The organism is Burkholderia metallica (assembly GCF_001718555.1).
Lineage (GTDB): Bacteria > Pseudomonadota > Gammaproteobacteria > Burkholderiales > Burkholderiaceae > Burkholderia > Burkholderia metallica.
This window is the reverse complement of sequence record NZ_CP013401.1, coordinates 3,382,838-3,407,210: the sequence shown is the minus strand read 5'-3', so window position 1 is coordinate 3,407,210 and position 24,373 is coordinate 3,382,838. Positions and strand designations below refer to the sequence as shown.

Below are 24,373 nucleotides of genomic sequence, written 5' to 3'. Positions count from 1 at the left end.
AGGGTTGCGTGCTATGCTTTCGCTCACTTCGTGCTCCAGTCAATACGATGTCGAACAGCCTTTTCCGAGTATATCGCGCGGTCGCGCTGGCACTTTCCGCCACCGCGCTCGTCGCGGGCACGGCCGCGTGCGCCGCACCGAACGACGACACGCTCCCCGGGGATGACCAGATCTTCGTGCAGCTTCGCGAAGCCGCACGCCGCAACGACGCCGCGAAAGCCGCGCAGCTCGCGTCGATGATCCCGAACTATCCGGTCCCGTCCTACGTCGAGTATTTCCAGATCAAGCCGCAGCTGTTCGATTCGACGGGCCGCGCGCGCGTGGACGCGCCGGACGCGCCCGTGCAGTCGTTCCTGCAGCGCTACGACGGCCAGGCGATCGCCGACCGCATGCGCAACGACTACCTGCTCGTGCTCGGCGCGCGCCACGACTGGCGCAACTTCGACGATCAGTACAAGCGCTTCGTGCTCGACGACGACACGCAGGTGAAGTGCTACGCGCTCGAATCGCGCGCGTCGCGCGGCGAGAACGTCGCCGACGCCGCACGTGCGCTGCTCGTCGAGCCGAAGAACTACGGCGACGCGTGCGTCGACCTGATCACCGCGCTCACCGTCAACCAGCAGTTCACGAGCGACGACGTGTGGCAGCAGGCGCGCCTCGCGTACGAACAGAACTACACGACGCTCGGCGGCAAGATCGTCGACGCGCTCGGCGCGCGCCCGGTCGGCTTCGACCAGGCGACGAGCGCGCCGCCGCTGTACCTCGCGCGCGGCGTCGGCGCGGATGCCGCGTCGCATCAGCTCGCGCTGATCGCGCTCGGCCGCATGGCGCGCAACGATCCGGACGCCGCGGCCGGGATGCTGTCGACGGTCGCGCCGTCGCTGACCAAACAGGAGCAGGCGATCGCGTGGGGTGCGATCGGTTACCAGGGCGCGATCAAGCGCTCGCCGCTCGCCTCGGTCTGGTATGCGAAATCCGCGAATGCGCCGCTGTCGAACCCGGGCTACGAATGGCGCACGCGCGCCGCGCTGCTCGCCGGCAACTGGCCGATGGTGCGCTGGTCGATCGAGCAGATGCCGCCGTCGCTGCGCGACGATCCGGCCTGGATCTACTGGCATGCGCGCGCGCTCAAGCAGAGCGGCGACACGCTGCAGGCGAACCAGGAATTCGAGCAGGTCGCCGGCCAGTTCAACTTCTACGGGCAGCTCGCCGGCGAAGAGCTCGGCCAGCGCACGGCGATCCCGCCGCGCACGAAGGTGAGCGACGCCGAGATCGATGCGATGAGCAAGATTCCCGGCTTCGCGCTCGCGCAGCGTTTCTATGCGCTGAACCTGCGCCTCGAGGGCAACCGCGAATGGAACTGGCCGCTGCGCGGGATGACCGATCGCCAGTTGCTGGCCGCGGCCGAATACGGCAAGCGCGTCGAGCTGCTCGACCGCACGGTCAACACGGCCGATCGCACGAAGGCCGAGCACGACTTCACGCTGCGCTACCCGTCGCCGTACCGCAGCACCGTCGAGCGCTATGCGCAGTCGACCGGCCTCGACGTCGAATGGGCGTACGGGCTGATCCGCCAGGAATCGCGCTTCATCATCAGCGCGCGTTCGTCGGTGGGCGCGGGCGGCCTGATGCAGCTGATGCCGGCCACCGCGCAGATGGTCGCGAAGAAGCTCGGCATGGGCACGATCTCGCGCGCGCAGATGCACGACATCGATACCAACATCCAGCTCGGCACCTGGTATCTGGCGGACATCTACAACAACTTCGACAGCTCGCCGGTGCTCGCCACGGCCGGCTACAACGCGGGCCCGGGCCGGCCGCGCCAGTGGCGCCAGGTCTTGACGCAACCGGTCGAAGGCGCGATCTTCGCGGAGACGATTCCGTTCAACGAGACGCGCGACTACGTGAAGAACGTGCTGTCGAACACCGTCTACTATGCGGCGCTCTTCGAGGGCAAACCGCAGTCGTTGAAGAAGCGTCTAGGCATGATCTCGCCCTGATCCGCAATCTTCACACTGCCGCGCGAGACGCGGCAGTGTGCTTAAGGGCCCGTTCACGCTGATAACGGCCAGACCCCGGTTGTGATTTCTTCGTGGTCGGGCGAGCGTGCGTCATTAGCGTGAACAGGCCCCAGGAGCCTCGAATCATGGATCGCCAGACCGTCGCGCTGCTGGGCGGCACCGGCTTCATCGGCAGCCGGCTCGTCAATGCGCTGATCGATGCCGGCAAGCAGGTACGGATCGCCACGCGGCGGCGCGACCACGCGCGCCACCTGCAGATGCTGCCAGTCGAAATCGTCGAACTCGACGCGCTCGACACGCGCACGCTCGCGCGCTTCGTCGCGGGCGCGCATGCGGCGATCAACCTGGTCGGCGTGCTGCACGGCGGCCGCGGCACGCCGTACGGGCCCGGCTTCGAGCGCGCGCACGTCGCGCTGCCGGCCGCGCTCGCGACCGCCTGCACCCAGGTGGGCGTGCGGCGCGTGCTGCACATGAGCGCGCTCGGCGCCGATTCGCACGGCGCGAGCATGTACCAGCGTTCGAAGGGCGACGGCGAGGCCGCGCTGCATGCGATCGCGGCGACCGACTCGCTCGCGTTGACGATCTTCCGCCCGTCGGTCGTGTTCGGCCCCGGCGATGCATTTCTCAACACGTTCGCGAACCTGCAGCGCACGGTGCCCGTGCTGCCGCTCGCGATGCCCGACGCGCGCTTCCAGCCGGTGTTCGTCGGCGACGTCGTGCGCGCGTTCGTCAACACGCTCGATCTCGCGGCCGCGCACGGCAAGACCTACGAGCTGGGCGGCCCGACCGTCTACACGCTCGAGCAACTGGTGCGCTATTGCGGCACGCTGGTCGGCCGGCAGGCGCGCATCGTGCGGCTGCCCGACGCGCTCGCGCGGGTGCAGGCGAGCGTGTTCGAGTGCCTGCCCGGCGAGCCGGTGCTCACGCGCGACAATCTCGCGTCGATGTCGGTGCCGAACGTGCTGTCGGGGCCGCTCGCGCCGGAACTCGGGATCACGCCCGCGAGTCTCGAAAGCATCGCGCCCGCGTATCTCGGCCACGCCGCGCAGCGCTCCCGGTTCGACTGGTTCCGCTCGCGCCGCTAGGCCGGCAGCGTCTTCCTTTTCACCTTCGCGTTTTCCGGAACACCGTCATGAAACTCGTCATTGGAGACAAGAACTACTCGTCGTGGTCGATGCGCCCGTGGCTGCTGCTCGCGCATTTCGGCATCCCGTTCGACGAGATCGCGATAGAGCTGCGCCGCGACGACACGGACGCGCGCATCCGCGAGTATTCGCCGTCCGGCAAGGTGCCGTGCCTGATCGACGACCACGGCGTCGCGATCTGGGATTCGCTCGCGATCGCCGAGACGCTCGCCGAGCGCTATCCGCAGTTCCCGATGTGGCCCGCCGATCCGCTCGAGCGCGCGCATGCGCGCTGCGTCGCGGCCGAGATGCATTCGGGCTTCGCGGCGCTGCGCACGCAGATGGGCATGAACGTGCGCGCGTCGATGCCGGGGCGCGGCGCGACGCCCGATGCGCTCGCCGACGTCGCGCGCATCGATGCGCTGTGGAGCGAGTGTCTCGAAGCGTCGGGCGGCCCGTTCCTGTTCGGCGAATTCGGGATCGCCGATGCGATGTACGCGCCCGTCGTGATGCGCTTCAACACGTACGCGCCGGGCCTGTCGACGGAAGCGGCCGGCTATGCGGCCCGCGTGACGGCGCTGCCGGCCGTGCAGCGCTGGATCGACGGCGCGCGCCGCGAAACGAACGTGATCGCCGAATACGAGCCGACGCCATGAACATCTACGCAGTAGGCGGCGCGATCCGCGACGAATTGCTCGGCGTGCCCGTGCAGGACCGCGACTACGTGGTGGTGGGCGCGACGCCCGAGCAGATGGCCGCGCAGGGCTTCCGGCCGGTCGGCAAGGATTTTCCGGTGTTCCTGCATCCGCGCACGCAGGAGGAGTACGCGCTCGCGCGCACCGAGCGCAAGACGGCGGCCGGCTATCACGGCTTCCAGTTCCACTACGCGCCGGACGTGACGCTCGACGAGGATCTCGCGCGGCGCGACCTGACGATCAACGCGATGGCGCGCGAGGTGAGCCCGGAGGGCGCGCTGGTCGGGCCCGTGATCGATCCGTTCGACGGGCAGGCCGACCTGCGCGCGCGCGTGTTCCGGCACGTGAGCGACGCGTTCGTCGAGGACCCGGTGCGGATTCTGCGGATTGCGCGCTTCGCCGCGCGCTTCGCGGATTTCACGGTCGCGGACGAAACGCTCGCGCTGATGCGGCGGATGGTCGACGCGGGCGAAGTCGACGCGCTCGTGCCCGAGCGCGTATGGCAGGAAGTCGCGCGCGGGCTGATGGAGGCGAAGCCGTCGCGGATGTTCGCGGTGCTGCGCGAATGCGGCGCGCTCGCGCGCATCCTGCCCGAAGTCGATGCGCTGTGGGGCGTGCCGCAGCGCGCCGATTACCACCCGGAAGTCGATACCGGCGTGCACGTGATGATGGTCGTCGACTATGCGGCGAAGCAGGGCTACTCGCTGCCGGTGCGCTTCGCGGCGCTCACGCACGATCTCGGCAAGGCGACGACGCCGGCCGACGTGCTGCCGCGCCACGTCGGCCACGAGGGGCGCAGCGTCGACCTGCTCAAGCCGTTGTGCGAGCGGCTGCGCGTGCCGAACGAATGCCGCGATCTCGCGCTGGTGGTCGCGCGCGAACACGGCAACCTGCATCGCGTGATGGAGATGGGCGCGGCCGCGCTGGTGCGGCTCTTCGAGCGCAGCGACGCGCTGCGCAAGCCGGCGCGTTTCGCCGAGATGCTGCAGGCGTGCGAGTCGGATGCGCGCGGGCGGCTCGGGCTCGATGCGCAGCCGTATCCGCAGGCCGAGCGGCTGCGCGTCGCGCTCGCGGCCGCGCGCAGCGTCGACGCCGGCGCGATCGCGCGCGGCGTCGGCAACGATTCGGAGAAAATCCGGGAAGCCGTGCATCGCGCACGGATCGAAGCCGTCGCGCAGGCGCTCGCGATCGGCGAATAGGGTCGACGGGGAGGGCGCGCGCCGCGCGCCTGCCGCCGGACGATCGTTACGACTTCTTCTTGCGCGCCGGCTTCGCGGCCGCCGGGCGTTTGCCGGCGGACGAGCGCGGCCTGGCCGCGGCTTTCTTTCCTTTTCCGGCTGCGGTGGCGGCGCGATCGCGATCCGCCCGTTTGGGCGCCGGCACGCGGCGCTTCGCGCGCGGTTCGCCCGGCGCCGCTTTCCCGGGATCCATCGTCGCGGACACGAACCTGGCGCTGCGGTCGTCGAACAGCGGCAGCGTGCCGACCGTGATCACCTCGGCCGGCCCGTCGCCGACGTTGGCGACCCGATGCCGCTTGCGTGCGTCGAAATGCAGCGAGTCGCCGGGCGACAGCGGGTATTTCTTCCTGCCGACCGTGTAGCAGATCAGGCCGGCCAGCACGTACACGAATTCGTCGCCGCCGTGCGCGACCCATTCCGAGCAGTAGCCTTCCATCATCTGCACCTTCACTGCATTGATCTGGCTGCCGTCGAACGTGGTCGAAAGGCGTTCGTACCACTGCGATTTGGCGTCGAGCGCATACGGCTTGCGACTGCCTTCGTGCGAATCGGGCTGCGCCTGGCGCGGCTGGTCGATCAGCGCGCCGAGCGGCACGTCGAGCGCCTTCGCGACGTTGACGAGCGACGACAGCGAGATGCCCGTGAGGTGGCGCTCGACCTGGGACAGAAACCCGACCGACAGCTTCGCTTCGGTCGCGACTTCCAGCAGCGTCTTCTTCGCTTCCCGGCGCAGGCGGCGAATGCGCTGGCCGATACGCATGAGGTCTGAATCCATGAATCTCTTTCGTGGCAACGAGTCGGGAGGCGAGCGGCCGGGCGTGCGGCCGCCGGACGGTGACGGCCGCGCATCGCACGAAGCACGGCCGTCGGGACGACGATGCGCGCGCATTGTACCGCGCAGCGTTCGCCGGCGAACTCGCGTTGTGCCGGGATGCGCGGGTGTCGTGCCGATTTTAGCCCTACGAAAATTTGCGCTTGACCTCGATTTCAGCGTGCTCTAGATTCTGTCGCGCGTATCAAAAAAAGTTAAGTGGGACGAAAATTTTTAAAGGGCCCGCCGCCGCAGCGGCACGGCGGCCCGGCATCGCGCCGGGCCGGCCTCGGGCCTGCACCCCGCCACGTCACGCCGCGTCACCGCCGGCCGCCGACAACCATGACAACGGGCTTCCGATGATCGATCGACTCAAATACAGCTTCTCCGGCCTTCCCCCGTACGACGCGTCCGTCGTCGACACGCAGGCGGGCCTGTCGCGCCTGCTCGACGCGCTGCGGCTCGACGCGGTGCTGGTCACGTCGCAGGACGAATACGTGACCGAGTACCTGCCGCTCGCGAACAACCCGCGCTACGCGCTGACGGGTTTCGACGGCTCGGCCGGCTGTGGGCTTTTCCTGAGCGCGGCGACCGCGCAGGCGCTCGGGCTGCCGTCGTTCGTGCTGTTCGTCGACGGCCGCTATCACCTGCAGGCCGAGCAGCAGTGCGATCCGGCGCGCGTGCGCATCGAGAAGCTCGGGATGAACGTGACGATCTGGCAGGCGATGGCCGACTGGCTGGTCGCCCACGGCAGCCGGCTCGCACGGGTCGGCTACGACGCGCGGCGCATCAGCGTCGCGCAGCGCGATCGTCTGTTCGAACGGACGCAGGCCGTGTCGCTCGACTGGACGAGCCTCGTCGATCGCGAGATCGATCGCGCGATCGCGTTGCCGGGCTGGGTCGTCGAGCGGCCAATCTTCGAGGTGCCGGAATCGATGACCGGCGTGAGCGTCGCGCAGAACCTCGACGCGCTGAACCGCAAGCTCGCCGCGCATACCGGCGCACCGGACGGCAAGACCGCATTCTTCACCTGCGCGTCCGACGATCTCGCGTATCTGCTGAACAGCCGCGGCTATCACATCCCGAATGCGTCGTCGCATCTCGGCTTCCTGTTCGCGATCGGCGGCCAGGTGGCGTTGTTCCTGCCGGAAGGCTGCGACCGCTGCGACGTGTCGCTCGCGTCGTATCCGGCGCTGCACGTGATCCGGCGCGACGTCGCGGCGCTCGAGCGCTTTCTCGCGACGTTCGCGGTCGAGCACGTGTGCTACGGCTTCGAATCGGTGAACTGCGCGCTCGTCGATGCGGTGAAGCGCGTGTGGCCGCACGCGCGGCATGCCGACTTCAACCCGGTCGAAGCGATGCGGGCCGCGAAGACGCCGGCCGTGCTCGACCGGTTCCGCGACGCGTTCGCGCGCAGCTCCGCGGCGATCGCCGAGACGATGCGCTGGGCGAAGACCGGCGAGCCGGGTGTGCGCCATACCGAATACGACCTGGCGCGCACGATCAACGACGCGTACGGCGCGCGCTCGGCGGTGGCGCTGACGTTTCCGTCGATCGCGGCGAACGGCGCGAACAGCGCGTTCGTGCATTACACGGCGGCGAGCGCGGACGTCGAACTGGCGGAAGGCGAACTCGTGCTGCTCGACAGCGGCGCGTATTACGAAGCCGGCTTCGCGACGGACTGCACGCGCGTGGTGCTGCGCCGGACCCGGCCGGAGACGGTCGCGCAGCCGTGGCAGCGCGAGATCTACACGGTCGCGCTGAAAGCTTGCATCAAGGGGCTCGTCACGCGTTTCCCGAGCACGGCAAAGGGCGGCGACGTCGATGCGCTCGTGCGGCAGGTCTGCCGCGACCACGGCCACGATTTCGGCCACGGCACCGGGCACGGCGTCGGGATTCACGTGCACGAGGGCGGCGTGCGGTTCGCGCCGGGCGCGCAATACGGGCTCGTGCCGAATGCGGTGATTTCGGTCGAGCCGGGCATCTACCTGGCGGGCAAGGGCGGCGTGCGGATCGAGAACATCGTGATCATCCACCGCGACGACGCGCAGCCGGATACCGTGTCGTTCGAGAACATCGTGACGGTCGGCTACGACTGGGACCTGATCGATCTCGACCTGCTGGACGACGGCGAGCGCGTGTACCTGCGCGACTACGAGCGGCTGTGCGCGGCGCGCGGCACGCAGGTCACCGCGTGTCCGCTGCTGTAAGCACCGCCGCCCGCGCAGCTCAGTCCAGCAGGCGCGCGCGCACGAACGGCGCGATCCGCTCGGCGAGCCACGCGTGCGTACGCGTGGTCGGGTGCAGCGTGTCCCAGAACACGAAGCGCGCCGGCAGCCCTCTTCTGATTGTTGTGACGGGACGGCGGCGCGGCTGCGCGGCCGTGTATCGGAGGGGATGGTACGTGCCGGGCTCGGGCCCGGTCTGTCGAAGCGTGGGACGCCGCGGACGGCGGCGAGAGGCGGGAAGTATGGCGGCGGTGCGGCCGCCGATCAATCAGTGGGTCAGCGCGTGAGCGCCGACACGCGCCCGTCGGGGCCGTAGACGCCGGCTGGCGCGGGCGCCGAGCGCAGCACCGCGAGCGCGCGCTCGTTGTAGTCCATCCGGATCCGGATCAGCATCCCGTTGTTCGCATTGGCCTGGCGTGCGCGTTCGGCGGACTGCTGCAGCAACTGCCAGCGGCCGGCGAGGCGCGCATCGCGCTCGGCGGCCTGGTCCATTCCCTTCTTGCCGGCCGGAAAGCCGAGTGCGCCAAGCTGCGTGTCGCGCGTGCGTTCGAGCTGCGCGAGCCGGTCGATCAGTTCGCTTTTCTTTTCGACGATGCCGGGCAGCATCTCGAGCGGCTGCGCCATCGTCAGCGCCTTTTCCTCGTAGGCGAGCAGGGACGCGAACGCTTCGACCGTCGCGTGTTCGTCGTTGACCGTGGCCAGCAGCTCTTCTCTCATCGCGTCATGCTCGTCGCGCCGGCGCGTCAGGCGCGCCGGCAAACCGGGGGGAGACCGGCAGGGCCGGCTTCAGCTGCCCGGGCGCTGCTGTTGCAGCAGCTCGCGGGCGGTATTCAATACGCCGTCGGCGATCTTGTTCGCATCGATCGTCAACGTGCCGTTGTTCAGCGCGTCCTTGATCGACTGGACGAGGCCCGTGTCGATATCGCCGTTGCCGGACGCGGACACCGAACGCAACTGGCCGGACAGACCCGACAGGTTCACGCTCGTGTCGCCGCCGGTCGACTCCGCGTCGGCCGCCTGCGCGGACGAGGACGAGGCCGCGCCGGATTGCGCACGGGTCGCGCCGTTGCCGGTCGGCGCCAGGGGGCTCGGGTTCGGAGTGGAATCGATCTTCACGATGGGTTTCCTGTTCGGTTTGACCCAGATAACGGCCGGGTCGGCCCGAACTTTAGCATCGCGAGCCCGAAATGCTCCGAATAAACAATTCTTTACATTCTTGCGGCGCGGTCCGTCCCTACAGTGGAATTTCCACGGTGCCGGCGTCCTTGACGATCGCCGTGACGATCTGGCCCGCCGCCATCCGCACCCGCACCGACTGGCCGGGCGCCGCATTCGCGAGCGCGCTGCCCTCGGCCGAAATCGTGAAGCCGGGCCCGGCCGCGACGACCCGCACCGTCTGGCCGGCCGACACCGACGCCGCGCTCTTCAGCATGTCCTGCCGCAGCGGCAGCCCGGCCGAGATGCGCGCGAGCGCGGTCGCGCCGATCGCCTGCGCCGGATCGGTGATCACCGCGAGCGGCAGCACGGTCAGGTCGCCGTCGCGGGCGACCAGGTCGGCCGCGGACAGCGGCTCGCCGGGCGCGATCTGGCGCGCGGCGACGTAGTAGGTGGCCTGCACGGCGACTTTCGCCTGCAGGTAGACGGTCCACGGCCGCTCGCCGGCGCAGCGCACGCCGACCGTCGTGCGGCCCCACAGGCGCGCGCCGGTCGGCAGGAACGGTTCGAGCGTCGTGCAACTGACGAGCCCGCGCGGAAACGCGGTCGTGACCGTCGCGGTGGTCTTGCCCGGCAGGCCCGCGATCTGCTGCTGCAGGAACGCGAGGGCCGCGCGGCGGATCGTCTCGGGGTCCTGCTGGCCGGGCGGCGTCGCGGGTTGGGCCGGGGCCGCGTTGGCGGAAGCCGGCACCGCGCGCGGCGCCGGCGCGGCCGACGCCACGCGGGCCGCGGCCACGCGCGCGGCGACGGCCGGCTGCGGGGCCGGCCGTGCGGAATTCGACGCGGGGTCGGCCGTGCCGGCGACGACCGTCGCGATCGCGCCCGGATCGGCGGCGCGCGGCGTGCCGTAGCCGGTGCCGGCGTTCATGCGGGCGGCTGCGTAGACGGGGCGACGCGCAGGGGCCGGGGCGGGCGCGGGCGGCGGGACGGTCGTCACGACCATCGTGCCGGCCGGTTGCGCCGCGTAGCCGGCGCCGGACACGCCGGCGGCGGCGCCCGTGCCGCTCGGCGCGCGGGCCGCGTCCGGCGCCGGGCCCGAACCCGCCGCCGTCGCCGCATTCCCGCCGAACTGCCCGCCGCTCGCCGCACTGGCGTGCGCGAGCGCGGTTTCGGCCGTCTCGCCGCGGCCCGGAATCACGATCATCCCGTCGTCCGCGTGCGCGGCCGGCGCGGCGATCCACAGCGCCGCGGCGAGCGCAAGCGCGCGCCGGACGTGCGTGCGCCGCCCGTGCCTTTCGCGAAGTGCGCTGCCCGTCATCGCCGTATCCCCGATCCGTTGTTCCGCTTCGCATTCTAGGGAGCGGGGCCAGCGCGCAAACGATGAATAGAGGGGGCCTTTGCCGCGTTATTCGCCCGATTGCCGGTTGCGTCCGGCGCCTACCATCGCTGTCATGGAAAAAAGCCTCTCGGGTCGCCATCCGGCGCGAGGGGCGTGCAGCGCTTCATACGGAGAGACGCACACATGCTGGACAAACTCGATGCGGAATTCGCGTTCGGCCGACAGGCGCTGGACGTACGCGCCTACCGGCAGGAACTGCTGTCGTCGAACATCGCGAACTCCGACACGCCCGGCTATCAGGCCCGAGACGTCGATTTCGCGTCGACGCTCGCGCGTTCGCTGAAGCAGGCGGGCGGCGGCCTCGCGCCGAGCAACGCCGGGCAACTGCCGATGACGCAGCCGGCCGGCGTGACGAGCGGGATGTCGATGGTGTCGACGGCGGCGGGCCACATGGCCGGCACCGCGAGGCTGATCCCGACGGGCGGCCCGTCGGACGACTACGGCCGTGCGCAATACCGGATGCCGCTGCAGCCGTCGCTCGACGGCAACACGGTCGATCTCGACGTCGAGCGCGTGCAGTTCGCGAACAACGCGCTGCACTACCAGACCGGGATGACCGTGATGACCCAGCAGATCAAGGCGATGATCGCCGCGATCACGACGAACCAGTGACGGCGCGCAGCGCCCTCCGCATCCGAGCAAAAGGAGCTTCCATGCCTTCGTTGATGAACATCTTCGGCGTCGCCGGTTCGGCGCTGTCCGCGCAGTCGCAGCGCCTGAACGTCACCGCGTCGAACCTCGCGAACGCCGACAGCGCGACCGGCCCGGACGGCAAGCCGTACAAGGCCAAGCAGGTCGTGTTCGAGACCGACCCGATCGGCGGCGCGCGCACCGCGTCGGGCCAGGGCGTGGGCGGCGTGCGTGTGACGAAGGTGATGGACGACCCGTCGCCGATGAAGTCGACCTACGACCCGTCGAACCCGGCCGCCGACGCGAACGGCTACGTGCAGATGCCGAACGTCGACCCGGTGCAGGAGATGGTGAACATGATCTCGGCGTCGCGTTCGTACCAGGCCAACGTCGAGACGCTGAACACCGCGAAGACGCTGATGCTCAAGACGCTGACGATCGGCTCGTAAGCCGCGCGCCGACCGACGTTACAGACCCGACAGTATCGACAGTCCCGACAGAAGGCCACCCAGGATGACTTCCTCCAACACGACGATCGGCGGCAACGGCACCAGCGTGTCGAACCTGCCGACCGACACGATGAACACCAACAAAGTGTCGTCGACCAACGGCACGTCGGCGAGCGACCTGCAGGCGACGTTCCTGAAGCTGCTCGTCACGCAGCTGCAGAACCAGGACCCGACCAGCCCGGTCGACAGCTCGCAGATGACGTCGCAGCTCGCGCAGATCAACACGGTGAGCGGCATCGCGCAGCTGAACACGTCGCTCACGTCGCTGTCGACGCAGCTCACGGCCGGCCAGCAGACGCAGGCCGCGCTGCTGATCGGCACGAACGTGCTCGCGCCGGGCAACGCGGTCGCGGTGAAGAGCGGCGCGGCGTCGCCGTTCGGCGTGTCGCTCGCGAGCTCGGTGTCGAACCTGACGATCACCGTGAAGAACGCGGCGGGCAACGTGGTGAGCACGATCAACGCGGGCGCGCAGTCGGCCGGCACCGTGCCGTTCAACTGGACGCCGACCGACGCGGCGGGCAATGCGCTGCCGGACGGCAAGTACACCGTCAGCGCGTCGTACACCGACAGCAACGGCACGCCGCAGCCGGCCACGACGCTCGCGGCGTCGACCGTGCAGAGCGTGATCAAGCAGGCCGACGGCACGGCGGGGCTCGTGCTGTCGAACGGCACGACGGTGGGGCTGACCCAGGTCGCGTCGATTTTCCCGAACACCGCGTCGTCCTCGTCCGGCGGCACGACCACCAACTGATACTGATCGAGCATTCTCGAAACGGAGACCGAAATGGGTTATCAACAGGGTCTGAGCGGCCTCGCGGGCGCGTCGAACGCACTCGACGTGATCGGCAACAACATCGCGAACGCGAACACGGTCGGCTTCAAGTCGAGCACCGCGCAGTTCGCCGACATGTACGCGAACTCGGTCGCGACGTCGACCAACACGCAGATCGGCATCGGCACCGCGCTGAACGCGGTGGAGCAGAACTTCGGCCAGGGCACGATCAACACGACGAACTCGTCGCTCGACGTCGCGATCAACGGCAACGGCTTCTTCCAGATGTCGAACAACGGCGTGACGACGTACTCGCGCGACGGCACGTTCCAGCGCGACAAGAACGGCTTCATCGTCGACTCGCAGGGCCGCAACCTGATGGGCTATGCGGCGAACGCCGGCGGGGTGATCAACACCGCGCAGACCGTGCCGCTGCAGGCGCCGACGACCAACATCGCGCCGACCGCGACGACCAAGATCTCGGCCCAGTTCAACCTGAACTCGCAGGACACGGTGCCGACCAAGACGCCGTTCAGCGCGACCGACAACACGACCTACAACTACACGACGTCGATCCAGGTGTACGACTCGCTCGGCGGCTCGCAGGCGGTCAACATGTACTTCGTGAAGTCGGCGGCCGGTACGTGGGAAGCGTATGCGGGCGTGCAGGGCGCCATCAACGATCTCGGCACGGTCAACTTCAATGCGTCGGGCGCGATCCAGAGCACGACGACGGGCACGCCGCCCACGCCGACCGCGTCGGTCGGCCAGTTCCAGTTCACGGTGCCGAACACCGACGGCTCGGCGACGCCGCAGAGCCTCACGCTCGACCTGACCGGCACGACGCAGTACGGCGGCAAGGACGGCGTGAACAATCTCGCGCAGGACGGCTACGCGAGCGGCACGCTGACCACCTACACGATCGGCACCGACGGCAAGCTGACCGGCAACTACTCGAACGGCCAGACCGCCGTGCTCGGCCAGATCGCGCTCGCGAACTTCAACAACCCGAACGGGCTGGTGAACCTCGGCGGCAACCAGTATGCGGAAAGCGCCGCGTCGGGCGTGCCGCAGATCTCGGCGCCGGGCAGCACGAACCACGGCACGCTGCAGGGCAGCGCGCTGGAAAACTCGAACGTCGACCTCACGTCGCAGCTCGTCAACCTGATCACCGCGCAGCGCAACTACCAGGCGAACGCGCAGACGATCAAGACGCAGCAGACCGTCGACCAGACGCTCATCAACCTGTAAGCGCGGACAACCGGCAGCCATGGACCGACTGATCTACACGGCGATGACGGGCGCGTCGCAGTCGCTCGACCAGCAGGCGATCGTCGCGAACAACCTCGCGAACGCGTCGACGACGGGCTTTCGCGCGCAGCTCGCGACGTATCGCGCGGTGCCGATGAATTTCGGCGACGGCAGCAACATCGACCCGACGACGACGCGCACCTACGTGCTCGCGTCGACGCCCGGCGCCGACTACGCGCCGGGCCCGATCACGCGCACCGGCAACCCGCTCGACGTCGCCGTCCAGGGCGCCGGCTGGCTGGCCGTGCAGGCGGCCGACGGCAGCGAGGCGTACACGCGCGCCGGCAACCTGCACGTCGACGAGAACGGCCAGCTCGTCAACGCGAGCAACCTGCCGGTGATCGGCAACGGCGGCCCGATCTCGGTGCCGCCGAACGCGGAAGTGACGATCGGCAAGGACGGCACGGTGTCCGCGCTGATGCCGGGCGACCCGCCGACGGCGGTCGCGATCGTCGACCAGATGAAGCTCGTGAATCCCGATCCGGCCACGCTCGCGCGCGGCAACGACGGGTTGTTCCGCACCGCCGACGGCAATCCGGCCGATGCCGACCCGAACGTCGTCGTCACGCCGAATTCGCTCGAAGGCAGCAACGTGAACCCGGTGACCGCGATGGTCGCGATGATCGACAACGCGCGCGCGTTCCAGCTTCAGTCGAAGCTGATCCAGACGGCGGACCAGAACGAGCAGACGGCGAACCAGCTGCTCAATTTCAGCTGAGCGCCAGACCTTACGCCAGCCCACGCAGGAGACCTGACAAGTGAATCGTTCGCTCTACATCGCCGCCACCGGCATGAATGCGCAGCAGGCGCAGATGGACGTGATTTCGAACAACCTCGCGAACACCAGCACGAACGGCTTCAAGGCGTCGCGCGCGGTGTTCGAGGATCTGCTGTACCAGACCATCCGCCAGCCCGGCGCGAACTCGACGCAGCAGACCGAGCTGCCGTCGGGCCTGCAGCTCGGCACCGGCGTGCAGCAGGTCGCGACCGAGCGCCTGTACACGCAGGGCGGCCTCACGCAGACCGGCAACTCGAAGGACGTCGCGATCAACGGCGCGGGCTTCTTCCAGGTGCTGATGCCGGACGGCACGAACGCGTACACGCGCGACGGCTCGTTCCAGACCAACGCGCAGGGCCAGCTCGTCACGTCGAGCGGCTACCAGATCCTGCCGGCGATCACGATTCCGCAGAACGCGACGTCGCTCACGATCGGCAAGGACGGCGTCGTGTCGATCACGCAGCCGGGCTCGACCAATGCGGTGCAGATCGGCTCGCTGCAGATCGCGACCTTCATCAACCCGGCCGGCCTCGAGGCGCGCGGCGAGAACCTGTTCTCCGAAACCACGTCGTCGGGCGCGCCGAACGTGTCGCAGCCGGGCCTGAACGGCGCGGGCACGCTCAACCAGAGCTACGTCGAAGCGTCGAACGTGAACGTCGTGCAGGAGCTCGTCAACATGATCCAGACGCAGCGTGCCTACGAGATCAACAGCAAGGCCGTGACGACGTCCGACCAGATGCTGCAGACCGTCACGCAGATGAAGAGCTAACCGGAACACCCGTCGTCGCCATGAAGCAGGTTCGCCTCCTCCCGTCAGCCACCGTCCGCGCCGCGTGCGCGGTCGCGGTGGCGGCGCTCGCCGCCGGTTGCGCGCAGATCCCGCGCGACCCAATCATCCAGCAGCCGATGACGGCGCAGCCGCCGGTGCCGATGTCGATGCAGGCGCCCGGCTCGATCTACAACCCCGGCTACGCGGGGCGCCCGCTCTTCGAGGATCAGCGGCCGCGCAACATCGGCGACATCCTGACGATCATGATCGCGGAGAACATCAACGCGACCAAGTCGTCGGGCGCGAACACGAACCGGCAGGGCAACACCGACTTCAGCGTGCCGACGGCCGGCTTCCTCGGCGGGCTGTTCGCGAAGGCGAACCTGTCGGCCGCCGGCAACAACAAGTTCGCGGCGACGGGCGGCGCGAGCGCGGCGAACACGTTCAACGGCACGATCACGGTGACCGTCACCAACGTGCTGCCGAACGGCAACCTCGTGGTGAGCGGCGAGAAGCAGATGCTGATCAACCAGGGCAACGAATTCGTGCGCTTCTCGGGTGTCGTCAACCCGAACACGATCTCGGGCGCGAACTCCGTCTACTCGACGCAGGTCGCCGACGCGAAGATCGAATACTCGTCGAAGGGCTACATCAACGAAGCCGAGACGATGGGCTGGCTGCAGCGCTTCTTCCTCAACATCGCGCCGTGGTGACGACGATGCGCAACACGCCTTTCCACCGCCTGCCGGCCCGCGCGCGCACCGCCGCGCGGCTCGCCGTCGCGTTCGCGGCCGTGGCCGCGGCGTGCATGTTCGGCGCGGCGCCCGCGCACGCGGAACGCCTGAAGGATCTCGCGCAGATCCAGGGCGTGCGCGACAACCCGCTGATCGGCTACGGCCTCGTCGTCGGCCTCGACGGCACGGGCGACCAGACGATGCAGACGCCGTTCACGACGCAGACGCTCGCGAACATGCTCGCGAACCTCGGCATCTCGATCAACAACGGTTCGGCCAACGGCGGCCCGTCGTCGCTGAACAACATGCAGCTGAAGAACGTCGCGGCCGTGATGGTGACGGCTACGCTGCCGCCGTTCGCGCGGCCCGGCGAGGCGCTCGACGTGACCGTGTCGTCGCTCGGCAACGCGAAGAGCCTGCGCGGCGGCACGCTGCTGCTCACGCCGCTCAAGGGCGCGGACGGCCAGGTCTATGCGCTCGCGCAGGGCAACATGGCGGTCGGCGGCGCGGGCGCGAGCGCGAACGGCAGCCGCGTACAGGTGAACCAGCTCGCGGCCGGCCGGATCGTCGGCGGCGCGATCGTCGAGCGTTCGGTGCCGAACGCGATCGCGCAGATGAACGGCGTGCTGCAGCTGCAGCTGAACGACATGGACTACGGCACCGCGCAGCGGATCGTGTCCGCGGTCAATTCGAGTTTCGGCCCGGGCACCGCGACCGCGCTCGACGGCCGCACGATTCAGCTCGCGGCGCCGGCCGATTCGGCGCAGCAGGTCGCGTTCATGGCGCGGCTGCAGAACCTCGACGTGAGCCCGGACAAGGCCGCGGCGAAGGTGATCCTGAACGCGCGCACCGGCTCGATCGTGATGAACCAGATGGTCACGCTGCAGAGCTGCGCGGTCGCGCACGGCAACCTGTCGGTCGTCGTCAACACGCAGCCGGTGGTGTCGCAGCCGGGGCCGTTCTCGAACGGGCAGACGGTGGTCGCGCAGCAGTCGCAGATCCAGCTCAAGCAGGACAACGGCGCGCTGAAGATGGTGACGGCCGGCGCGAACCTCGCCGACGTCGTGAAGGCGCTGAACACGCTCGGCGCGACGCCCGCGGACCTGATGTCGATCCTGCAGGCGATGAAGGCCGCCGGCGCGCTGCGCGCCGACCTGGAGATCATCTAAATGGCAGCCACGCTCCCGAACGCGAACGACCTCACGCAGCGCTTTGCGCTCGACGTGCAGGGTTTCGATGCGCTGCGCGCGCAGGCGAAGCAGTCGCCGCAGGCCGGCGCGAAGGCGGTCGCCGGCCAGTTCGACGCGATGTTCACGCAGATGATGCTCAAGAGCATGCGCGACGCGTCGCCCGACGGCGGGCTGTTCGATTCGCATACGTCGAAGATGTACACGTCGATGCTCGACCAGCAGCTCGCGCAGCAGATGTCGACGCGCGGGATCGGCGTCGCCGACGCGCTGATGAAGCAGTTGCTGCGCAACGCGGGGCAGGGCGCGGGCAGCGGCTCGGCGGCCGACGTCGGCGCGGCCGGGCTGGGCGCGGCCGGCCTCGGCGGGGCCGGCAACGAAGGCGGCCTCGCCGCGATGAACGCGATGGCGCGGGCCTACGCGAACGCGGCGAACAACGGCGGGCTCGCCGGCACGCGCGGCTACTCGGCCGGCAGCGCGCTGACGCCGCCGCTGAAGGGCGCGAGCGGCGTGCAGGACGCCGACGCGTTCGTCGACCGGCTCGCGGGCCCCGCGCAGGCGGCCAGCGCGTCGACGGGCATCCCGGCGCGCTTCATCGTCGGCCAGGCCGCGCTCGAATCGGGCTGGGGCAAGCGCGAGATCCGCGCGAGCGACGGCTCGACGAGCTACAACGTGTTCGGCATCAAGGCGACCAAGGGCTGGACCGGCCGCACGGTGTCGGCGCTGACGACGGAATACGTGAACGGCACGCCGCGCCGCGTGGTCGCGAAATTCCGCGCGTACGATTCGTACGAGCACGCGATGACCGATTACGCGAACCTGCTGAAGAACAATCCGCGCTATGCGGGCGTGCTGAGCGCGAGCCGCAGCGTCGAAGGCTTTGCGCACGGGATGCAGAAGGCCGGCTACGCGACCGATCCGAACTACGCGAAGAAGCTGATTTCGATCATGCAGCAGATCGGCTGACGGCCCCGTCGGCGACCGCCCGCTGCACCCTCTGGACCGCGCCCGGCAGCCCGCCGCGCGCGGTTTCAACGTTTGCGCGAAAATAATCCCCGAATTCGATCTAAACTTTCGGTCAGCACTGCCGCTAAGTGTGAGAGACCTGCGACCGGGCCCCCGTTCTGGCCCGGTTTTATCGCGCACCGGTTGCACGGGCGCCCATGACAAGAAAGACCGGCTAGCCATGAATATCGAAACGTCGACGGACCCCAGCCTGGATGCAGGCCACTCCGGGCCCGACTATGCCCGCCGCAATCCGCTGGAAATCGGCGTGCAGCTGCGCAACCTCGTCAACCGCGGCGATTTCCTGACCGTCCAGTATCCGGGCGGCCAGCTCGTCACGCGCCTGCTCGAGGTGGATGTCGGCGCGCGGACGTTCACGTTCGACTGGGGTGCGCTGGCCGAGCAGAACGCCGGCATCCTCGGCGCGTCGCACTGCACGTTCGCGGCCGCGCCGGAGGGCGTGCGCGTCGAATTCTCCACGGGCACGCCGCGCGAGACGCGCTACGAGGGGCTGCCCGCGTTCGTCGCCGATTTCCCCGACGTGCTGACGTGCATCCAGCGCCGCGAATATTTCCGCGTCGATGCGCCGATCGTCGATCCGTTCCTGTGCCGCGGCAAGCTGCCGGACGGCGAAAGCTTCCTGTTCGAGGTGCACAACCTGTCGCTCGGCGGCGTGGGGCTGCGCACGGCCGACGAACGCGTCGAGACGCTCGAGGTCGGCACGCTGCTGCCCGACGTCGAGCTCGAGCTGACCGGCCACGGCAAGCTGTCGCTCGACCTGCAGCTCGTGTCGCAGCGTTCGACGCAGATGCCGAACGGATCGCGGCGCTACCAGCTCGGCTTTCGCTACATGTCGCTGCCGGGCAGCGCGGAGAACACGCTGCAGCGGCTGATCACGCAGCTCGAGATGAAGCGCCGCTCGCTCGCGCGGGCCTGACGCGCACGCGTCGGCCGGCCCCGCCCGGGGCGGCCCGCGCACCGTCGGCGCACAGTCGGCGGCCGGGTCCGCCGCACGCTTCGACCCGTGACGCGCGCACGCGCGTCGCGCGTGCATTTTTCCCTCAATTTTCCGAAATCGCGGCCGTTATACCGGGAGTCACGCAACCCGGCGGCCGCAGCGCGGCCGGCTCATCAGGATCGCGCATGTCCAACACACTCATGAACCTCGGCGTCAGCGGCCTGAATGCCGCGCTCTGGGGCCTCACGACGACCGGCAACAACATCAGCAACGCGGCGACGCCGGGCTATTCGGTCCAGCGGCCCGTGTATGCGGAAGCGAGCAGCCAGTACTCGGGCAGCGGTTACATGCCGCAAGGCGTGAACACCGTCACCGTGCAGCGGCAGTACAGCCAGTACCTGAGCGACCAGATGAACACCGCGCAGACGCAGGGCGGCGCGCTGTCGACGTGGTACACGCTCGTCGCGCAGCTGAACAACTACATCGGCAGCCCGACGGCGGGGGTCTCGACCGGGATCACGAACTACTTCACCGGGCTGCAGAACGTCGCGAACAACGCGTCCGACCCGTCGGTGCGGCAGACCGCGATCAGCAACGCCCAGACGCTGGCCAACCAGCTCAACGCGGCCGGCCAGCAGTACGACGCGCTGCGCCAGAGCGTGAACACGCAGCTCACCAGCACCGTGTCGCAGATCAACACGTACACCGCGCAGATCGCGCAGCTGAACCAGCAGATCGCGGCGGCGAGCAGCCAAGGGCAGCCGCCGAACCAGCTGCTGGACCAGCGCGACCTCGCGGTGTCGAACCTGTCGGGCCTGGCCGGTATCCAGGTCGTGCGCAACGACAGCGGTTACAGCGTATTCATGTCGGGTGGCCAACCGCTCGTCGTCGCCGACAAGAGCTACCAGCTTGCGGCCGTCACGTCGCCGTCGGATCCGAGCGAGCTGACCGTCGTGTCGCAGGGGATCGCCGGCGCGAAGCCGCAGGGGCCGGACCAGGTGTTGCCCGATTCGTCGCTGTCGGGCGGCACGCTCGGCGGCCTGCTCGCGTTCCGCAGCCAGACGCTCGACCCCGCACAGGCCCAGCTCGGCGCGATCGCGACCAGCTTCGCCGCGCAGGTCAACGCGCAGAACGCACTCGGCATCGACCTGTCGGGCAACAAGGGCGGCAACCTGTTCGCGACGCCGTCGCCGACCGTGTACGCGAACCAGGGCAATACCGGCAACGCGTCGCTGTCCGTGTCGTTCGCGAACGCGTCGCAGCCGACGACAAGCGACTACACGCTGTCCTACGACGGCGCGAACTACACGCTGACCGACCGCGCGAGCGGCGCGGTGGTCGACCAGAAGGCGGGGCCGATGCCTGTTTCGCTCGGCGGCCTGAATTTCTCGATCCCGTCGGGCTCGATGAGTGCCGGTGACAAGTTCACCGTGCTGCCGACGCGCGGCGCGCTGAACGGCTTCGGCCTCGCCACGACGAGCGCGTTGGCGATCGCGGCAGCATCGCCGGCCGTCACGTCGGCGGCGAGCACCAACATCGGCACGGGCAAGATCACGCTGGGCGGCGTAACCGCGGGCTATCAAGTGCCGACGACCAAGCTGACCTATGACGCGACGGCGAAAACGCTGACGGGTTTCCCGGTCGGCACCACGGTGACGATCGGCACCACGCCGCCGACGTCGGTCACGATCAACAGCCCGACGGACACCGTCCCGTACGATCCGGCGGCGGGCGCGACGATGACGATGTCGGGAACGGCCGCGGGCGCGCTCAACGGCGTGAGCGTCACGCTGTCCGGCGCACCGGCGACCGGCGACTCGTTCACGATCGGGCCGTATGCGGGCGGCACCAGCGACGGCTCCAACGCGCTCGCGCTGTCGAAGCTGGTCAACGCGAAGGCGTTCGGCAACGGCACGACGACGCTCACGGGCGCGTATGCGAGCTACGTGAACGGCATCGGCAACACGACGACCCAGTTGAAGTCGTCGAGCGCCGCGCAGACCGGGCTGATCGGCCAGATCACCGAGGCGCAGCAGTCGGTGTCGGGCGTGAACACCAACGAGGAAGCGGCCAACCTGATGCAGTACCAGCAGTTCTACCAGGCGAACGCGAAGGTGATCCAGACGGCGGCGACGCTGTTCCAGACCGTACTCGGCCTGTTCAATTGACCGGATTCGAGGGATAGAAGCGATGCGGATTTCCAGCGCCCAGTTCTTCCAGCTGAACGTTTCACAAATGAACGATCAGCAGGCCCAGCTTGCGCAGCTGTATCAGCAGATCTCGAGCGGTGTGAGCCTGCAGACGGCGGCGGACAATCCAGCCGGCGCGGCGCAGGCCGTGCAGCTGTCGATGACGTCGGCGACGCTGTCGCAGTACGCGACCAACCAGAGCGCGGCGCTCGCGTCGCTGCAGGCCGAGGACCAGACGCTGCAGAACGTGAGCGGCGTGCTGACGAGCGCGCAGTCGCTGCTCGTGCGCGCCGGCGACGGTTCGCTGTCCGACAGCGACCGCTCGGCGCTCGCAACGCAACTGCAGGGTTACCGCGACCAGTTGATGACGCTCGCGAACACCAACGACGGCGCGGGCAACTACCTGTTCGCCGGCACGAAGAATTCGGCGGCGCCGTTTTCGACGACGCCGAGCGGCAGCGTCACCTATGTCGGCGACACCGGCACGCGCCAGGTGCAGATCGCCGATTCGAGCACCGTGTCGCAGGGCGACACGGGCGCGGCCGTCTTCATGTCCGTGCCGACGATCGGCAGCTCGCCGGTGCCGTCGGCCCGCGCGGGCAACACGGGCACCGGCACAATCGGCGCGGTCACGGTGACGAACCCGTCGTTCGCGACGAACGGCCATCAGTTCTCGATCACATTTGGCGGCACGGCCGCCGCGCCGACCTACACCGTGACCGACAATTCGGTCAGCCCGCCAACCACCACGCCGGCGCAGGCCTATTCGTCGGGCTCGGCGATCTCGCTCGGCAGCGGAATGACGGTGGCGGTGTCGGGCACGCCGGCCGCCGGCGACACGTTTGCTGTTGAGCCGGCGCCGCAGGCGAGCGGCGGCTCGGACGTGTTCTCGACGCTCGACGCGATGGTCGCGGCGCTGAAGACGCCCGTGACGGGCAACCCGGTGGCGGCCGCGGCGCTGAAGAACGCGCTGATGACCGGCTCGACCAAGCTTGGCAATACGATGCGCAACGTCACGACGATTCAGGCATCGGTCGGTGGCCGCGAGCAGGAAGTCAAGGCGATGCAGGCCGTCAACCAGACCGCGTCGCTGCAGGTCACCAGCAACCTGTCCGACCTGACGAGCACCAACATGGTGACGACGATCAGCCAGTTCCTGCAGATGCAGAACGCGCTGACGGGCTCGCAGAAGGCTTACTCGCAGTTGCAGAATCTGTCGCTGTTCCAGTACATCAACCCCTGATGCACGGCGCGCCGGCCGCGATGTGAGCGCACGCTTGCATCGCGGCCGGCGTCGATCACCGCCCGCGCATGCCCCCGCGCGGACGGGCGCGACACCGGGTCGCGCCATCGCGCCCATTCATTGGGCCCTTTCATCGTGCCCCGTTTCACCCACGCGGCAAGCCGCGCTTCGGCCTCGCCGGCCCGCGCATCAGCGCGCTTGCCAGCCCCATTTCCGCTCCGTAAACTCGCGCCAGATTCCAGACCGGCGCATCCTCCGCAGCCGGCGACCGACAGGAGCCCTTTTCCCCATGTCCGATTCCTACTTCCCGCGCTGGCGGGTGCAATCGACCGGCGCGGCGTCGCGCGTGGTCGGCCCCGACGAGCGCCTGGCGTGGCCGCAGATGGTCGCGATGGGCGTGCAGCACGTCGTCGCGATGTTCGGCTCGACCGTGCTCGCGCCGCTGCTGATGGGCTTCGACCCGAACCTGTGCATCTTCATGTCGGGCATCGGCACGCTGCTGTTCTTCGTGCTGGTCGGCGGCCGCGTGCCGAGCTACCTCGGGTCGAGCTTCGCGTTCATCGGCCTCGTGATCGCGGTGACCGGCTACGGCGGCAGCGGCCCGAACCCGAACATCCCGGTCGCGCTCGGCGGGATCGTCGCGTGCGGTGTCGTGTACGTCGCGCTCGGCGCGCTGGTGCAGGCGATCGGCACGCGCTGGATCGAAACGCTGATGCCGCCCGTCGTGACCGGCGCGGTGGTCGCGGTGATCGGGCTGAATCTCGCGCCGATCGCGGTCAAGGGCGTGTCCGCGTCGACCTTCGAATCGGTGATGGCGCTCGTCACGGTGCTGTGCGTCGGCGGCGTCGCGGTGTTCTCGCGCGGCATGGTGCAGCGCCTGCTGATCCTCGTCGGGCTCGTGATCGCGTACGTGATCTACGCGATCGCGACCAACGGGCTGGGGCTCGGCAAGCCGATCGATTTCTCGATCGTCGGTCATGCGGCGTGGTTCGGCGTGCCGAGCTTCCGCGCGCCGGTGTTCGATCCGCACGCGATGCTGATGCTCGCGCCGATCGCGGTGATCCTGGTCGCGGAGAACCTCGGCCACATCAAGGCCGTCAGCGCGATGACGGGCACGAGCCTCGATCGCTACGTGGGCCGCGCGTTCATCGGCGACGGGCTCGCGACGATCGTGTCCGGCAGCGTCGGCGGCACGGGCGTGACGACCTACGCGGAGAACATCGGCGTGATGGCCGTCACGCGGATCTACTCGACGCTCGTGTTCGCGGTGGCCGCGCTGATCGCGATCGTGCTCGGCTTCTCGCCGAAGTTCGGCGCGGTGATCCAGACGATTCCGGGCCCCGTGCTCGGTGGCGTGTCGATCGTCGTGTTCGGGCTGATCGCGGTGACGGGCGCGCGGATCTGGGTCGTCAACAAGGTCGATTTCTCCGACAACCGCAACCTGATCGTCGCGGCCGTCACGCTGGTGCTCGGCGCCGGCGACTTCTCGCTGAAGATCGGCGGCTTCGGGCTCGGCGGGATCGGCACCGCGACGTTCGGCGCGATCATCCTGTACGCGATCCTGCGCAGGGAAAAGGAGCCGGGCCCGGTGGTCTGAGCGCTCGGGCGGGCGGTGCG

At 69.0% G+C, this 24,373-nt stretch carries 22 protein-coding genes; 18 read left to right on the top strand and 4 right to left on the bottom strand.

The window, feature by feature from the left end:
• Window positions 1-47: 47 nt before the first annotated feature.
• From WJ16_RS15395 to WJ16_RS15380, 4 genes are all read left to right on the top strand, one after another.
• A complete protein-coding gene (locus WJ16_RS15395; protein ID WP_069257788.1) occupies window positions 48-2,000 on the top strand; it encodes a lytic transglycosylase domain-containing protein in 1,953 nt (650 codons plus the stop codon).
• A 146-nt stretch (window positions 2,001-2,146) separates the two neighbouring features.
• Window positions 2,147-3,106 carry a complex I NDUFA9 subunit family protein gene (locus tag WJ16_RS15390; RefSeq protein ID WP_069257787.1) on the top strand — a complete coding sequence of 320 codons (960 nt, stop codon included), beginning with the start codon at window positions 2,147-2,149 and terminating at the stop codon, window positions 3,104-3,106.
• A gap of 47 nt (window positions 3,107-3,153) precedes the next feature.
• Window positions 3,154-3,801 carry a glutathione S-transferase family protein gene (locus WJ16_RS15385; RefSeq protein ID WP_069257786.1) on the top strand — a complete coding sequence of 216 codons (648 nt, stop codon included), beginning with the start codon at window positions 3,154-3,156 and terminating at the stop codon, window positions 3,799-3,801.
• The gene (locus tag WJ16_RS15380) at window positions 3,798-5,039 is read left to right on the top strand and encodes a multifunctional CCA addition/repair protein (RefSeq protein ID WP_069257785.1); all 1,242 of its coding nucleotides are present in this window, start codon (window positions 3,798-3,800) and stop codon (window positions 5,037-5,039) included. The genes WJ16_RS15385 and WJ16_RS15380 overlap by 4 nt, the downstream gene beginning before the upstream one ends.
• A gap of 46 nt (window positions 5,040-5,085) precedes the next feature.
• Here the strand turns inward: WJ16_RS15380 and WJ16_RS15375 are convergent, their stop codons facing one another.
• On the bottom strand, window positions 5,086-5,853 hold the full coding sequence (locus WJ16_RS15375; RefSeq protein WP_069257784.1) for a helix-turn-helix domain-containing protein: 768 nt from the start codon (window positions 5,851-5,853) through the stop codon (window positions 5,086-5,088).
• A 395-nt stretch (window positions 5,854-6,248) separates the two neighbouring features.
• Between WJ16_RS15375 and WJ16_RS15370 the strand changes: the two genes are divergently transcribed.
• Window positions 6,249-8,099 (top strand): M24 family metallopeptidase, encoded by a 1,851-nt coding sequence (locus WJ16_RS15370; RefSeq protein WP_069257783.1) that lies wholly within the window; start codon window positions 6,249-6,251, stop codon window positions 8,097-8,099.
• Window positions 8,100-8,393: 294 nt separating this feature from the next.
• On the opposite strand, the gene WJ16_RS15365 is transcribed toward WJ16_RS15370, so the two are convergent.
• From WJ16_RS15365 to flgA, 3 genes are all read right to left on the bottom strand, one after another.
• Window positions 8,394-8,834: a flagella synthesis protein FlgN gene (locus tag WJ16_RS15365; RefSeq protein WP_069258091.1), complete on the bottom strand. Its 441-nt coding sequence runs from the start codon at window positions 8,832-8,834 to the stop codon at window positions 8,394-8,396.
• Window positions 8,835-8,903: 69 nt separating this feature from the next.
• Complete coding sequence (gene flgM / locus WJ16_RS15360; RefSeq protein WP_069257782.1) at window positions 8,904-9,233, bottom strand: flagellar biosynthesis anti-sigma factor FlgM; 330 nt, start codon at window positions 9,231-9,233, stop codon at window positions 8,904-8,906.
• A 118-nt stretch (window positions 9,234-9,351) separates the two neighbouring features.
• The gene (flgA, locus tag WJ16_RS15355) at window positions 9,352-10,590 is read right to left on the bottom strand and encodes a flagellar basal body P-ring formation chaperone FlgA (RefSeq protein ID WP_069257781.1); all 1,239 of its coding nucleotides are present in this window, start codon (window positions 10,588-10,590) and stop codon (window positions 9,352-9,354) included.
• Between the two features lie 204 nt (window positions 10,591-10,794).
• On the opposite strand from flgA, the gene WJ16_RS15350 reads away from it, so the two are divergent.
• From WJ16_RS15350 to WJ16_RS15290, 13 genes are all read left to right on the top strand, one after another.
• Window positions 10,795-11,283: a flagellar basal body rod protein FlgB gene (locus WJ16_RS15350; RefSeq protein ID WP_069257780.1), complete on the top strand. Its 489-nt coding sequence runs from the start codon at window positions 10,795-10,797 to the stop codon at window positions 11,281-11,283.
• A gap of 41 nt (window positions 11,284-11,324) precedes the next feature.
• On the top strand, window positions 11,325-11,750 hold the full coding sequence (gene flgC, locus WJ16_RS15345; protein WP_069257779.1) for a flagellar basal body rod protein FlgC: 426 nt from the start codon (window positions 11,325-11,327) through the stop codon (window positions 11,748-11,750).
• Window positions 11,751-11,814: 64 nt separating this feature from the next.
• Window positions 11,815-12,561 (top strand): flagellar hook assembly protein FlgD, encoded by a 747-nt coding sequence (locus WJ16_RS15340; protein WP_069257778.1) that lies wholly within the window; start codon window positions 11,815-11,817, stop codon window positions 12,559-12,561.
• A gap of 33 nt (window positions 12,562-12,594) precedes the next feature.
• Entirely contained in the window at window positions 12,595-13,833 is a 1,239-nt protein-coding gene (gene flgE / locus WJ16_RS15335; RefSeq protein WP_069257777.1) for a flagellar hook protein FlgE, read from the top strand.
• Between the two features lie 19 nt (window positions 13,834-13,852).
• Window positions 13,853-14,611 carry a flagellar basal-body rod protein FlgF gene (gene flgF, locus WJ16_RS15330; protein ID WP_069257776.1) on the top strand — a complete coding sequence of 253 codons (759 nt, stop codon included), beginning with the start codon at window positions 13,853-13,855 and terminating at the stop codon, window positions 14,609-14,611.
• Window positions 14,612-14,651: 40 nt separating this feature from the next.
• The gene (gene flgG / locus WJ16_RS15325) at window positions 14,652-15,440 is read left to right on the top strand and encodes a flagellar basal-body rod protein FlgG (protein ID WP_069257775.1); all 789 of its coding nucleotides are present in this window, start codon (window positions 14,652-14,654) and stop codon (window positions 15,438-15,440) included.
• Window positions 15,441-15,460: 20 nt separating this feature from the next.
• A complete protein-coding gene (gene flgH, locus WJ16_RS15320) occupies window positions 15,461-16,153 on the top strand; it encodes a flagellar basal body L-ring protein FlgH (protein WP_069257774.1) in 693 nt (230 codons plus the stop codon).
• 5 nt (window positions 16,154-16,158) lie between these two features.
• Window positions 16,159-17,343: a flagellar basal body P-ring protein FlgI gene (locus WJ16_RS15315; protein WP_069258090.1), complete on the top strand. Its 1,185-nt coding sequence runs from the start codon at window positions 16,159-16,161 to the stop codon at window positions 17,341-17,343.
• Window positions 17,344-18,327, top strand: a complete 984-nt coding sequence (flgJ, locus tag WJ16_RS15310; protein WP_069257773.1) for a flagellar assembly peptidoglycan hydrolase FlgJ — start codon at window positions 17,344-17,346, stop codon at window positions 18,325-18,327.
• 220 nt (window positions 18,328-18,547) lie between these two features.
• Window positions 18,548-19,303 (top strand): flagellar brake protein, encoded by a 756-nt coding sequence (locus tag WJ16_RS15305; RefSeq protein ID WP_069257772.1) that lies wholly within the window; start codon window positions 18,548-18,550, stop codon window positions 19,301-19,303.
• Between the two features lie 206 nt (window positions 19,304-19,509).
• The gene (gene flgK / locus WJ16_RS15300; RefSeq protein ID WP_069257771.1) at window positions 19,510-21,492 is read left to right on the top strand and encodes a flagellar hook-associated protein FlgK; all 1,983 of its coding nucleotides are present in this window, start codon (window positions 19,510-19,512) and stop codon (window positions 21,490-21,492) included.
• A 22-nt stretch (window positions 21,493-21,514) separates the two neighbouring features.
• Window positions 21,515-22,756: a flagellar hook-associated protein FlgL gene (gene flgL, locus WJ16_RS15295; protein WP_069257770.1), complete on the top strand. Its 1,242-nt coding sequence runs from the start codon at window positions 21,515-21,517 to the stop codon at window positions 22,754-22,756.
• A 289-nt stretch (window positions 22,757-23,045) separates the two neighbouring features.
• On the top strand, window positions 23,046-24,353 hold the full coding sequence (locus WJ16_RS15290) for a solute carrier family 23 protein (RefSeq protein ID WP_069257769.1): 1,308 nt from the start codon (window positions 23,046-23,048) through the stop codon (window positions 24,351-24,353).
• Window positions 24,354-24,373 lie beyond the last annotated feature (20 nt).